We start from the raw sequence: 13,396 nt of genomic DNA, 5'->3' as shown, positions 1-13,396 counted from the left end.
CCGCAATAGCAAGGGCGCCCGCAGGCGCCCTTGTGATGATGGAGGCTGATAACCGGCCCCCGCTTGGGTTCTGATCAGGGTTCTGATCAGGATGCTGGTCAGAGCGCCGGAGGGTGCGACTCCCCTGCCCCCTTGGCGGCCAGTGCTTCGTCTACCTGCTGATCCCGCGACCCAGTCATGCCGGCGTGACGGGCGATCAGATGGTAGATGGCGGGTACCACCAGCAGGGTAACCAGGGTTGCCAACGACAGTCCAAAGAAGACCACTGTCCCCACCGCCATCCGGCTCTCGTAACCCGCCCCCATGGAGAGCATCAGCGGCACAGCGCCGATAATGGCGGTCAGCGAAGTCATCAGGATGGGGCGCAAGCGGCGCACCGAGCCTGCGATGATCGCCTCCTCGAACCCTTCGCCGCGCTGGCGCAGCTGGTTGATGAACTCGACGATGAGGATGCCGTTCTTGGTCACCATGCCGATCAGCATGATCATCCCGATCTGGCTGTAGATGCTCATCTCCTGCCCCGTCAGCCAGAGGCCAAGCAGACCACCGAAAATGCCGAGCGGCACCGTCACCATCACCACCGCCGGGGTCAGGGTGCTCTCGAACTGGGCCACCAGCACCAGATAGACCACCAGCAGGGCGAGGCCAAACACCAGCACCATCTCCCCCTGATTGTCGCGGTAATCCTTGGAATCACCGGCGTAATCCACCGTCATGCCGGTCGGCAGGTTGGCGTTGGCCCAACCATCGAGGAAATCGAGCGCTTCGCCCAGGGTGTGGTCGGGGTGCACGTCGGCGGTCAGGGTGATCGCTTTTTGCCGCTGGTAGTGGTTGAGGCGGTTGGCGGTCGCTACCTGCTTGACGGTCGCCAGCGTCGAGAGACTGACCATCTCGCCGTTGGCGGCTTTTAGATAGATGCGGCCAAGATCCGAGATGCCGTTGAACTCGGTCTGGTTGCCGCGCAGGTAGACGTCATACTCCTCCCCCCTGTCCACATAGGTGGTCTTGCTCGCCCCGCCCAGCAGGGTCTGCAAGCTGTTGGCCACGGTGGAGACCGGAATACCGAGCTGGCTGGCGCTATCGCGATTGATGGTCACCTGCAGCTCGGGAGTCTTCTCGGCGTAGTCGAGATCCGGGCTCAGCATCAGGCCGCTGCCCTGCGCCGCCTGTTGCAGCGCCAACCCTTGCTGGTAGAGCTCGGCATAGTCGTTGCCCTGCAGCACGAACTGTACCGGTGCGGTGGAGCCGCCCCGGAAACCGGGCTGGAAGGTGCGGATCATCACGTCGGGAATGCCGGAGAGCTTGGCACCGAGCGAGCGGGAGAACTCGGTGGCGGTGACGTCGCGCTCGGCCCAGTCGGTGAGCTGGATGATCACCATACCGGTCTGATCGCCGCCACGGCCAAACGCGGGGGTACTGAAGCTCAGCGCCTGCACCACCCCTTTGCCCAGCATCGGCATGATGGCGGACTCCACCTGCTGCATGTTGCGCTTCATCCGCTCGATACTGGTTCCCTCTGCCCCCTTGACGAAGACATAGATGACGCCGCGATCCTCGGTCGGGGTAAGGCTGGTCGGCAGCTGGGTAAACAGGGCACCGATACCGCCCAGACAGAGCAGCAGCACCAGCGGCGTCCAGCGGGAGCGACGCAGCACCCACGCCAGCAGGTGGCGATAGTGCCCCTCCAGCCAGCCCAACCCGCGATCGAGCCCGGCAGTCAGCCGGTTCGGTTTATCCAGCGGGCGCATCAGCCAGGAGCCCATGGCCGGGGTCAGGGTCAGCGCCACCAGCGAGGAGCAGAGCACCGCCAAGGAGAGCAATATCGCAAACTCGGTAAAGAGCCGCCCCACCATGCCATCCATAAAAGCGATGGGGACAAACACCATCACCAGCACGGCGGTGGTGGCGATGACCGCAAAGCCCACCTCGCGGGTGCCGTGCCAGGCGGCCAGCAGCGGCGGCTCCCCCCGCTGCAGATGGTGGTGGATGTTCTCCACCACCACGATGGCGTCATCCACCACCAGGCCGATGGCGAGGATCAGCGCCAGCAAGGTAATGAGGTTGATGGAAAAGCCGAAATACCAGGCGCCGATAAAGGCAGAGATGAGCGATACCGGCACCGTGATCGCCGGAATGAGCGTGGTACGCCCCTGCCCGAGGAACAGATAGAGCACCGCCACCACCAGCACGGCGCAGATGGCCAGGGTCTCGTACACCTCGTCGATGGCCTGCTTGATAAAGATGGTGGAGTCGTAATCCACCTCGAGCTTGGCCCCCTCTGGCAGGAAGCGCTGCATCTCGCCGAGTTTCTTCTCGATCCCCTGCGCTACAGCCAGCGGGTTGGCGGTGGACTGGGCGACGATGCCAATACCCAGACTCTCCTTACCGTTGCGCTGATAGGCACTGTCTTCGTTCTTGGCTCCCACCTCCACGTCGGCGATATCGGCAAGATAGACGCTCTGGCCGTTGGCGGCGGTGGTGACTTGCAACTGCTGGAAATCTTCCGCTGTGTGGTAGAGACGGGCGATCTGCACCGCCATGGTCATTGAGTTGTTGCGGATCTCGCCGCCCGGCAGCTCGATGTTCTCCCGCTTGAGGGCCTCTTCCACATCGCTCACCGTGATGCCACGGGCCGCCATGTCGGCAGGACGCAGCCGCACATACATCACCTGGGTCAGATCGCCGGAGAGCGCCACTTCGCTCACCCCATCTACCAGACTCAAGGGATCGACCAGCACGCGGTTGGCGTAGTCGGTCATGGCGGTGCGATCCATCTGGCTGCTGCTGAAGTTGAGCCAGATCGCCACATCGCCGTTGCCGCTGTCCTTGGTCACCAGCGGCTCGTCCACCTCATCGGGCAGCCGGGGCCGGGCGCGGGAGAGGGCATCGCGCACATCGGAGATCCCCTCCACCATGTTCCAGCCGAGCTTGAACTCGACGGTGATCATCGAGCGCCCCTTGCGGGTCATGGAGTTGATGTTCTTGATGCCGCTGATGCCGGAGAGCTGATCCTCGATGGGCTTGGTGACCTGGCTCTCCATCACAGAAGGGGCAGCCCCCTCATAGGTGGTGGTGATGGAGACCGACGGGATCTGCACATCGGGCATCTCCCGCACCGTCAATTTGCTGAAGGCGACCAGACCAAACACGGTGAGCAGGGCGCTGAGCACCACCGCCACCAGCGGGCGACGTACTGAGATATCGGAGAGCCACATCAGCCGTTCACCTCGGCCAGGTCACGCACCTGCACCCCATCACGCAGATTGACCAGCCCCTCGACCACGATGCGATCGCCGACCTTCAGCCCCTCAGTGACCCAGACGGTCTCCCCTTCGGTTTCGCCGAGCACTACAGGCACCCGCTTGACCCGGCCATCGGCCTCGAGACGGTAAACAAAGCGCTGCTCACCGGCATACTCTACCGACTGGGCAGGGATCAGGGTGAGCTGCTGGGCAGGCAGCGCCAGCTCCACATTGAGCAGCATGCCCGGGCGCAACTGGCCGTTGCCATTGGGGATCATCACCCGCGCCTTGATGTTCTGGGTATCGTTGGAGACGCGGCTGTCGAGGGTGGTGAGAGTGCCGTTAAATTGCTGATCCGGCCAGGCAGTACTGGTGGCGGTGACCGCCATGCCGGGGCGCAGCAGGGAGAGGTAGCGCTCCGGCACCGCCAGATCGAGGCGCAATTTGTCGAGCTCATCGAGATGCAGCAGGGTATCGCCGCTGTTGACCAGCGCCCCTTCGCTGAGATCGATCAGGCTCACGGTACCGGCAAAGGGCGCCTGCAGGGTGCGCAGGGAGAGCTCGTAGCGGGCGGCATCGAGGCGCGCCTGCACCTGGGCCACGGTGGCCTCCTGCCCCTCCAGCTCGGATTGGGTCACGGCGCCACGGGCCACCAGCTTGCGCATATCACTCAGCTTGCGGTTCTCGTCGCGCAGACTGGCGCTCTGCTCGGCCAGCTCCGCCTGCTGCTTGCCCGCATCCAGCGCGATCAGGGTATCCCCCTTCGTCACGCTCTGACCCGACTGCACCGCAATCTTGACGATGCGGCCGGTCACTTCGGGGCTGATGATGACGGAGCGATTGGCCGCCAGCTTGCCCACCAGCTTGAGGGTCGGCTCAGCCAGACTCTGCTTGACGGTTTGGGTGCGGATATTGACCTGTCTGGCCGGTGCTTTGGCGGCGGGTTCGCTGTGACGCAGCGCCCAGACGCCGGCAACCACGATTAGAAGAAGGCCCAAGCCGAGCCAGATACGCATTTTCATCGAACGATCCATGAAGAGTGAGAAAGAAAAACCAGATTGGGGCCATTTTAGCCCCAGACTATGCCGTGACTATGTATAAATGTGACAAAACGTAACAGGAAGGGGGCAAGATCACTCCATTTGGCACGGTTCGATTCTTTTCCCGCCCTCTTCGCTTACACTCACGACACTCTCTTTTCCATGTCCGATCGTTGCCTATGCCCAATGTGTCAGCCACCCCTTTTCTCACCCGCCTGACCTGGCTGCTGTTTGCCCTGGTCATCCTGCTGGTTGGTCTGACCCTGCGGCAAAGCCTGAAACAGATAGAACGCCTCTACCAGAGCGATACCCTCAACAGCGCCATCTACCTGCGAGATCAGTTCAAGCAGATTGAGGTCTTTCTGGAGGCGATGCGCGGTCAGGCCGAGGAGCGACTGCGCAGCGACCCCCAGTCGGTGCTGACCCGCCAACTCTATGGCCACATCGAGGCACTGCCGGATGGACTGGCGCTGGACACGCTCCCCGCAAACCTGCCCGCGGGGCTGGCAGGCAACCTCACCGGTACGGAGCCACTGCCGCCACCGGGCAGCGAGCGGGAGGCGCGCATACATCTGGCCCTGAGCCTCTCCCCCCTGCTGGCCACCGCCAGCGAACACCTGGCCAAAGAGATCGCCTGGGTCTACTTCATCGGGGTGGACAACTTTATCTACCTCTACCCCTGGCAGCCCTCCAGCCGGTTTCGCTTCTACCCTGCCCTTTACCAGAAGTACTTCTGGCAAGATGCGCTGACGACCCGCACGCCGGACAAGGGAACGGTTCTCTCCCGCCCTTACGAAGACTTTCTCGGACTCGGCACCATGATCACCATGTCGCAACCCCTCTACAAGGACGGCACCCTGGTGGGGATGATCAGCATGGATGTGCTGCTCACCCGCCTGCAACAGCAGCTCGATCAGCTGACGCCGGCGCTGGGGGAGTATCTGCTGCTCAATCAGTATCATCAGGTGCTGGCCAGCAGTGCGCGCCAACCGGTGATCCCGCAGGACCCAGCGCCCACCGGTGAGTACCGCTGGCGACAGGGGCGATTGCAACTGACGATGGCGATCCCCGATACCCCGTTGCGACTGGTACACAACGTCACTCTGCTACCGCTGGCGTGGGCCATGCTCTGCCAATCCACACCGACCCTGCTCGCCATCCTCTTTATGCTGCTGGCGGCCCTCTCCAACCTGAGGTCCCACCGTCTCAACCTGCGACTCAACTACCTCTCCTGTCACGATGCCCTCACCGGCGCCTTCAATCGCCACTATCTGGAACGCCTGGAGCAGGGGGGCGAGCTGGCGCGACTGCAAGCCGGGATCCTGATGTTCGATGCGGATCACTTCAAACGGGTCAACGACACCTTCGGCCATGCCGTTGGCGATATGGTGCTGATCCGGCTGGTGCAGCTCTGCCAGCAGCAGCTCGGCCCGTCGGACAAATTGATCCGCTGGGGTGGCGAGGAGTTTCTACTGCTGATTAGCCACAGTGATGCCTCCCGCCTCGGCGAGCTGGCAGAGCAAATCCGTCTCGCCGTAGCCGAACATCACTGGGCCGCCATCGAGCCCGGGCTGGTGGTCACCATCAGCCTCGGCTATCACCCCCACGAGGCGGGCATCCCGCTCCATGAGGCGGTGCGCCGTGCCGATGTGGCGCTCTATCAGGCCAAAGCCAACGGGCGCAACCGCAGCGAAAGATGGCAGGGTGACGCATCCTGACTTGCGGAGTAAGCTGGTCGCTCCAACCCCTTTTTGGAGGAACGTCGTGCCACGTAAACCCCGCGTAGGGCTCGCTCTCGGGAGCGGTGCCGCCAGAGGATGGGCCCATATCGGCGTCATCCGCGCCCTTGAACGACTGGGCATCAAGCCCGACCTCATCGCAGGCTGCTCCATTGGCAGCTTTGTTGGCGCCGCCTATGCCGCCGGTGAGCTGGACCGGCTGGAGTCATGGGTGCGCGGCTTTACCCGTCTGCAGGTGGTCAGCCTGCTCGACCCGGCCCTCTCCGGCGGTCTGTTTCGTGGCGAGAAGGTGTTTGGCCTCGCCGCCAACCACCTGGGTAATCCTGAGCTGGAGAGCCTGCCCATCCCCTTCGCCTGTGTCGCCACCGAACTCGATACCGGCCGCGAGATCTGGCTGCAACAGGGGCCGCTGCGCCAGTCGGTACGCGCCTCCTGTGGCATGCCGGGGATCCTCACGCCGACCCGGGTCAACGACCGCTGGCTGGTCGATGGCGCCGTGGTCAATCCGGTGCCCATCTCGCTGGCCCGCGCCATGGGGGCCGAGGTGGTGATCGCCGTCAACCTCAACACCGACTTGCACCAGCCCTGGACCGACGAGCCGGATCAACCGGGCAGCATGGGCCTGCTCAGCCAGTGGCTCAATCGCGGTGAATCCGCGCCAGCCACCCCGGGTCTGTGGAGCGTGATGAGCGGCTCCATCAACATCATGCAGGAGCGCATTACCCGCGCCCGGATGGCGGGCGACCCGCCGGAGATCCAGCTCTGCCCGCGCCTTGGCAGCTTCTCCATCATGGATTTTCATCGCGCCAGCGACGCCATCAACGAGGGGGAAGCCTGCGTCGAGCGCAACCTCGATCAGCTCAAGGATGAACTCGGCCGCCTCGGGTTGCTGGGCAGTTAGTTGTCGACATGCTGCGGTTTACACATGAAAAAAGCGCCATCCGGCGCTTTTTTTTCAACTTACTTACCCGGTCACTCCTTACGGTAGAAGAGCAACCCGAGCAGAATCACTCCCACAGAGACCAGCAGATAGAGTCCCAGACTGGGATTGGTGATACCGCCATACAGAATGATGAGCGCACCCAGGGTGGCGCAGGTCGGGATCACAAACCGCTTTATCCAGCCCAACTCGGTAAAGGTGCGCATGTACCAGACATAGAGGAACAGATAGAGGCCATAAATCAGTACGATCGGCATCTCGTCCAGGGCGATGTAACGACCGAATGTCTCGTTGATGCTGCAGTACCACAGCACTGAGTAGATCACCGACAACAAGGCTGCCGCGAGGGCCGAGTTGATTGGCATGTGGTGATGCGGTTCGATACGGCTCATCCACTTGGGGGCAGGCCCCTGATTGCGGATCGCCAGCGAGTAGGGAATGCGCATGGTCGCCAACACCAGACCATTGAGGGTGCCGAGGCAGGAGATAATCACGAACACGGTCAAAATGGTCGAGGCAGTCCCGCCAAACAGGCTGGTTGTCGCGAGATTTACCGCGTTATCCCCTTGCGCCACTATCTCGTCCGTCGGCAAGACACTGGCGATCCCCAGAAAATAGGTGACATAGACCACAAAGACTATCAGGGTGCCAATCACCAGCGCTCTGGGCAGATTCTTCTTGGAATCGCGAATTTCGCTGTTGATGGTCACAGCGGCGATCCACCCCTCATAAGCGAAGGCGGTGGCAACCACGGCCGTGGCCAGAGTGCCTCCGGTGCTTCCTATCCCATCCATTGCCTGCACAAAGTTGGTCACGGTGACACCATTGAGCAAGCCTGAAATGGTGCCCACAATGGCAACCAGGATCAGCGGGATCAACTTGATCAGGGTAGAGCCCACTTGCAGCTTGCCCGCCAGGGCCGGGGCATAGAAGTTGATCAGATAGGTGACCGTCATATAGACAGCCGCCAGTATCCAGGTCGTACCAGAGTTGGTCGGATTATCACTGCCGAGCAAGATCATGGTGTACAGAGCGGCGACCCAGGCAAGGATGGCGGAAAGAGGAGCGTAATAGAGTACGCCTTTGAACCACCCCACCAGATAACCAAACATTTTGCCGTATGCCGCTTCGGCATAATCGACGATACCGTTGGACTTTTCGATCCGCTGGGCAAACTCGGCAAACACCAGCGCGCCGAAGATCATCGAAAATGCCCCCAGCGCCCATGCCAGCAGCGCAATGGCCAGATTACCGCCAGTCAGACGCAGTACATCATCGGCCTTGAAGAAGACACCGGAGCCGATCACCACGCCGACCACCATCGCAATGGCAGTCATCAGGCCATAACGTTTATCCAACTCATTACTGCTCATACCCATACTCCATACGATTGCTCATATCATCCTGAATGTAATAGTGTTCAGGTGGCCAGATACCACCAGGGGCCCACTTTTCGGGGCCGCTTATTCTCGTTGGCCTGCATGGATAATTCAAAGCGAGTTAGATCAAAATATCGATCGGCAACCCAAAAAAAATACCGCCCGAAGGCGGCATTTCTATTCACATCGATGATCACGCCTTGGCGAGGTCATCCGGGCCAATCTGGCCGATTTCGGCGACTTTCTTGTCTGCCAGCAGCCAGAGGGTGAACTTGTGCAGATCCGGGTGGTGCGCCAGGGCAACCAGGAAGGCGCCCCCAACTTCACGGTAACCCAGTTCGTAGTTTTTCAGCGTGGTGGGAGGAACACCCAGCAAATCTGCAAACTTCGGACGGCTCAAACCGACCGCTTCACGGATCTGACGGATCTTCTTGCCAACAGTGACGATATTTGAATTCATAATGTTACATACTCCGTTTGGCGGATTTACTCCGCCTTTTATTTTTCGCGACGACTCGTAGTCAAGTGTATCAGTTTTGTTCGGACTCGTTATGGTCGAGCCTCTATCTTATGAGCGCCTTTCGGCGACAACCCTTGCCTTCAAGGGGGGATGGTAATCGCTCAGCCGCCTCAGGTAAACAGTCTCGAAAAGAAACCTTTATTGTAGCCCCCCCAATAACTCGTATAATCCGCCAGATACCCATTAAGAGGAATAAGTATGGCGTTTCCCGGCATTATCTCTCGCCTGCACCCCGTATCCAGCACAGAAGAACTGGCACAACAGCGCCTGCAAGGTGAACAATATCGCGCCGAAGCATTCTGGCTTCCGGCCTTGATGTCCAGCCACGCCAGCGAGCTGCTGGCCGCCCTGCCGGAGAGCTGCAGCCTGTTTCTTGAACAGGCATGCCCGGACCTGACCCTGCGCAGCCACGACGGCACCCTGCATAACAATGAGCAGCTCGTCACGGTAAATGGTCAGGCGATTGCTCTGGCAACCACTCAAGGTGATGGTGGTCTGGTGCCCGAATCGGGCATGTGCGAGATGGCCAACTGGCTGGAGGCGGGACATCGCCACTTCATCTGTTCAGCTGCGGTTCAGCCTGTGGCTCGCGCTATCCTCAACATCTGGCCCCTTGACCCCTATCTGGCCCGACATTTCTTGATGACATTTACCCCCCTGCTGCAGAGCGCAACCCAGACAGATTACCTCGCGGTCTTTGCCGCCAGAGCGAATCCAGCCAACCCGCATAGCGACTGGGTTCAGGCCTATATGAAGCTGGAGAAGAAACTGCACAGGGCCTATCTGGATCACTAATTAATCTGGATAAACAGCCAGTTAAGGGCACGACACAATTTGCCACAAGGCTCATTTGTGAGCTTGATCATGTTTTAAAATCGGCATAGAGTGCGCCTCGTCATCGGAATGACATCAGTTGCCTGGCAGTGGTTTCTCACGCATTGCGTGCCATGCCAGCGCACTCGACACACCAGGAGAGTGTGCAACCCGGTTATACCGGGTCATCTGCCAGACTCGACGCCAGCCGTACGGCGGAGCCTGCAGCTTACATAAATTACAAAGTGTGAAGCACGTGAATAACGTGCGATCTCAACGAGGATTTTTTTATGATGAAAATGGCTCCTTCCATGATCGCCATCGCCATGGCTGCTCTGGGTGCTACCGCTGCTCACGCCGCTGACGACATCTACTTCGGTGCCGGTGTCGGTGCTACTCACTTCAACGGCCTGAACAAGCTGGAAAGCACCAATGTAGGCCAGGAAGACGCGGCTGCTGCCAACGCCTTCATGGGTTACAACTTCACCGAGAACTTCGGTACCGAACTGGGCTACCAGTACACCGGTCGTGGCAACACCGACGGCAACCGTTACGAGAGCCAGGGTGCCACCCTGTCCGGTATCGCCCGTATGCCGGTTGGCAACGACTTCTCCCTGTTCGCTGAAGGCGGCGCCTACTGGGGTCACACCGATGGTCTGGGCACCAGCGACACTAAAGTTTCCCCGCTGGCCGGTGCTGGTGTGACTTACAAGGTAAATGACGCGCTGGATCTGCAAGCTCGCTACCGCTACATGTGGGACGTGGCTGACCTGCACGCCAACGGTGAGCGTTACAAAGCCAACCAGAGCATCGCTACTCTGGAAGCGGTATACCACCCGTTCCGTACTTCCTACGTAGCTCCGGTAGCTGCTCCGGTTGTTGAAGAAGCGCCGGCTCCTGCTCCGCAAGTGGTAGAGAAGAACTTCGCCCTGAACTCAGACGTGCTGTTTGCCTTCGGCAAAGACACCCTGAAGCCTGAAGGCGTTGCAGCCCTGAACGGTCTGTATCAGCAAATCGTTGAGTTCCAGCCGAAAGATGGCAACGCTGTTGTTGTTGGTTACACCGACCGTATCGGTTCCGACGCTTACAACCAGAAGCTGTCTGAAGCCCGTGCCCGCACCGTTGCCAACTTCCTGGTAAGCAAAGGTATGGCTGCCAGCAAAGTTGCCATCGAAGGTCGTGGCGAAGCCAACCCGGTTACCGGCACCAAGTGCAACGGCGTAACCGCTAAAGCTCAACTGATCTCCTGCCTGGCTCCGGATCGTCGCGTAGAAGTTCGCGTATCTGGTGTACAAGAAGTTCAGCAATAATCTGACCTCGTTCAGATAGTGCGAAAAAAAGGGATGCTGCGGCATCCCTTTTTGTTTGTCTAGTTCTCGCTTGCATCCCTCACTCCCGCCTCCCTGCCCTTGCCTGCCCCGTCTCGAAAGCATAAAGTAGTTGCGCCTGTAAGGTATTGGATAAGCACTAAAAAGCGCTTCTTGTCCGGTCTGTTGTCCATGACGCCAATGCATCATGAGAGTCCAAAGCCTTCGCTATCCACTTTGCTGGCGATTTTTCGCAGCAATAAAAACAAGTGCAAGCAGATCGTCGACGTGCAGCCCAAGGATGGCAGTGCGGTCGTGATGGGGTATACCGACCGTATCGGCTCGGATGCCAATAATCAGAGGTTGTCAGAAGCTCGGGCCCAAACCGTTGCCGACTTTCTGATCAGCAAGGGATTGCCTGCCGACAAGGTGAGCATCCAGGGCAATGGCGCGAGCAATCCGGTCACCGGCAACCAGTGTAATGCCATCAAAGCTAAGGCGGCGCTCATCGACTGCCTTGGGCCGGATCGCCGGGTAGAGGTGCGTGTCACCGGCGTACAGGGCGGCAGCGAGTAGTTGATCTTGAGGCGATAACCATGTCAGACGTGCAGTAAAAAGGGATGCCGAGGCATCCCTTTTGCTTTGCGTCTTTGCGCAGAAATCAGAACGAGGTGCGACGGTAGCGGCGATATTCCGGATGCCAGAAGTTGGCGTCGATGGCCTGATCGATCACCTCGTCCGGGGTCTGCACCGCTTTGCCCTGCAGCATGGCGGTCTTGGCCACCATCTTGGCGATGTAGCGGGAGACCTGATGGATATCCGCCAGATCCGGCAGCAGAGAACCCTCCTCCCCTTTCACCAGCGGCGAGCACTCCGCCAGCGCGCGACTGGCCGACATCAACATGGCGTCAGTCACCCGGGTGGCACCGGAGGCGATAACACCCAAACCGATCCCCGGGAAGATGAAGGAGTTGTTGCACTGGGCGATGACGTAGCGCTTGCCCTTGTGCTCCACCGGTGCAAACGGACTGCCGGTGGCCACCAGCGCCTGACCGTCGGTCCAGCGGATAAGGTCTGCCGGCGTCGCCTCGACCCGGGAGGTGGGGTTGGAGAGCGGGAAGATGATGGGACGGGCACAGTGCTTGTGCATGGTCTTGACCACCTCTTCGGTAAACAGCCCCGGCTGACCGGAGACCCCAATCAGGATGTCCGGGCGACCGTGCTCCATCACCTCCAGCAGGGAGATATTGTCCCCCACCGGCCAGTCAGCGATCCGCTCCACCGGCTGGGAGAGGCGGCGCTGAAAGTCGAGCTGGTTGGGGATCTTGTCGGTGATAAGACCGAAGCGATCCACCATAAAGACCCGGCTGCGTGCCTGGGCATCGGTCAGCCCTTCAGCCTTCATCTGTGCCACGATCTGCTCGGCGATGCCGCAGCCGGCGCTGCCCGCGCCGAGGAATGCAACCCGCTTCTCGGAGAGCTTGGCGCCGGAGGCCTTGCAGGCGGCGATCAGGCTGCCCAGCGTCACCGCCGCAGTACCCTGAATATCGTCGTTGAAGCAGCAGAGCTCGTTCTTGTAGCGGTTGAGCAGTGGCATGGCGTTGTTCTGGGCGAAATCCTCAAACTGCAGCAGGATATCGGGCCAGCGGCGCTTGACCGCCTGAATGAAGGCATCGACAAACTCGGCGTACTCATCCCCCGAGATACGCGGATTGCGCCACCCCATATAGAAGGGGTCATTCAGCAATTGCTGGTTGTTGGTGCCGACATCCAGCACCACCGGCAGGCAGTAGGCGGGCGAAATGCCGCCACAGGCGGTGTAAAGCGACAGCTTGCCGATGGGAATGCCCATGCCGCCGATCCCCTGATCACCCAGACCCAGGATCCGCTCGCCATCGGTCACTACGATCACTTTGACGTTCTGCTTGGTGGCGTTTTGCAGCATGTCATCGATCCTGTCCTTGTCCGGATAGGAGATAAACAGGCCACGGGCGCGGCGATAGATGTTAGAGAACTCCTCGCACGCCTTGCCCACCGTCGGGGTGTAGATGATGGGCAGCATCTCGGTCAGGTGGTTGTGCAGCAGACGGTAGAAGAGCGTCTCGTTGGTATCCTGGATGTTGCGCAGGTAGATGTGCTTGTCCATGTCGTTGCCAAACGCCATGAACTGGCGATAGGCACGCTCGGCCTGCTCTTCGATGGTCTCGATATTCTGGGGCAACAGACCTTCGAGGTTGAAGTTGCTGCGCTCTTCGCTGGTGAAGGCGCTGCCCTTGTTGAGCAAAGGGGTCTCCAGCAGGGCGGGACCGGCGTAGGGAATGTAGAGAGGACGTTTCTGGTTATTATCTTCAAACATGGATCTTGGTACCTAAACGGTTAGCTAGACGCAGGGACCCGCCGATCCTAGGGGCTTGTC

9 protein-coding genes and 1 pseudogene are annotated in these 13,396 nt (G+C 60.1%); 5 read left to right on the top strand and 5 right to left on the bottom strand.

Translation table 11 applies throughout. From position 1 onward, the window contains the following. Positions 1-98 precede the first annotated feature (98 nt). Positions 99-3,215: an efflux RND transporter permease subunit gene (locus AB5Y97_RS09035; protein WP_368157650.1), complete on the bottom strand. Its 3,117-nt coding sequence runs from the start codon at positions 3,213-3,215 to the stop codon at positions 99-101. After that, positions 3,215-4,264, bottom strand: coding sequence for an efflux RND transporter periplasmic adaptor subunit (locus tag AB5Y97_RS09030; RefSeq protein WP_368157648.1), 1,050 nt, complete (start codon positions 4,262-4,264; stop codon positions 3,215-3,217). The genes AB5Y97_RS09035 and AB5Y97_RS09030 overlap by 1 nt, the downstream gene beginning before the upstream one ends. A 197-nt stretch (positions 4,265-4,461) precedes the next feature. On the opposite strand from AB5Y97_RS09030, the gene AB5Y97_RS09025 reads away from it, so the two are divergent. Together AB5Y97_RS09025 and AB5Y97_RS09020 are read left to right on the top strand one after the other, a co-directional pair. Continuing rightward, a complete protein-coding gene (locus AB5Y97_RS09025) occupies positions 4,462-6,000 on the top strand; it encodes a diguanylate cyclase (RefSeq protein WP_368157646.1) in 1,539 nt (512 codons plus the stop codon). A gap of 46 nt (positions 6,001-6,046) precedes the next feature. Beyond that, positions 6,047-6,922 (top strand): patatin-like phospholipase family protein, encoded by an 876-nt coding sequence (locus AB5Y97_RS09020; RefSeq protein WP_368157644.1) that lies wholly within the window; start codon positions 6,047-6,049, stop codon positions 6,920-6,922. A gap of 71 nt (positions 6,923-6,993) precedes the next feature. Here the strand turns inward: AB5Y97_RS09020 and AB5Y97_RS09015 are convergent, their stop codons facing one another. After that, a complete protein-coding gene (locus AB5Y97_RS09015; protein ID WP_058057807.1) occupies positions 6,994-8,334 on the bottom strand; it encodes an APC family permease in 1,341 nt (446 codons plus the stop codon). Positions 8,335-8,533: 199 nt separating this feature from the next. After that, complete coding sequence (locus tag AB5Y97_RS09010) at positions 8,534-8,800, bottom strand: DNA-binding transcriptional regulator (protein WP_005338367.1); 267 nt, start codon at positions 8,798-8,800, stop codon at positions 8,534-8,536. 258 nt (positions 8,801-9,058) lie between these two features. On the opposite strand from AB5Y97_RS09010, the gene AB5Y97_RS09005 reads away from it, so the two are divergent. The 3 genes and pseudogenes from AB5Y97_RS09005 to AB5Y97_RS08995 form a co-directional block, all read left to right on the top strand. Beyond that, positions 9,059-9,655 (top strand): hypothetical protein, encoded by a 597-nt coding sequence (locus AB5Y97_RS09005; RefSeq protein ID WP_219263350.1) that lies wholly within the window; start codon positions 9,059-9,061, stop codon positions 9,653-9,655. Positions 9,656-9,963: 308 nt separating this feature from the next. Continuing rightward, a complete protein-coding gene (ompA, locus tag AB5Y97_RS09000) occupies positions 9,964-10,983 on the top strand; it encodes a porin OmpA (RefSeq protein ID WP_013723997.1) in 1,020 nt (339 codons plus the stop codon). Between the two features lie 270 nt (positions 10,984-11,253). Next, a pseudogene (locus tag AB5Y97_RS08995) lies at positions 11,254-11,556 on the top strand (OmpA family protein); the annotation flags it as partial. A gap of 85 nt (positions 11,557-11,641) precedes the next feature. On the opposite strand, the gene AB5Y97_RS08990 reads toward AB5Y97_RS08995, so the two are convergent. Continuing rightward, positions 11,642-13,336, bottom strand: coding sequence for an NAD-dependent malic enzyme (locus AB5Y97_RS08990; protein WP_005338379.1), 1,695 nt, complete (start codon positions 13,334-13,336; stop codon positions 11,642-11,644). Positions 13,337-13,396 lie beyond the last annotated feature (60 nt).

The organism is Aeromonas sp. R10-2 (assembly GCF_040908445.1).
GTDB classification, from domain to species: Bacteria; Pseudomonadota; Gammaproteobacteria; order Enterobacterales; family Aeromonadaceae; genus Aeromonas; species Aeromonas veronii.
The sequence above is the reverse complement of the archived record's forward strand: the minus strand, read 5'-3'. Positions and strand labels throughout refer to the sequence as shown.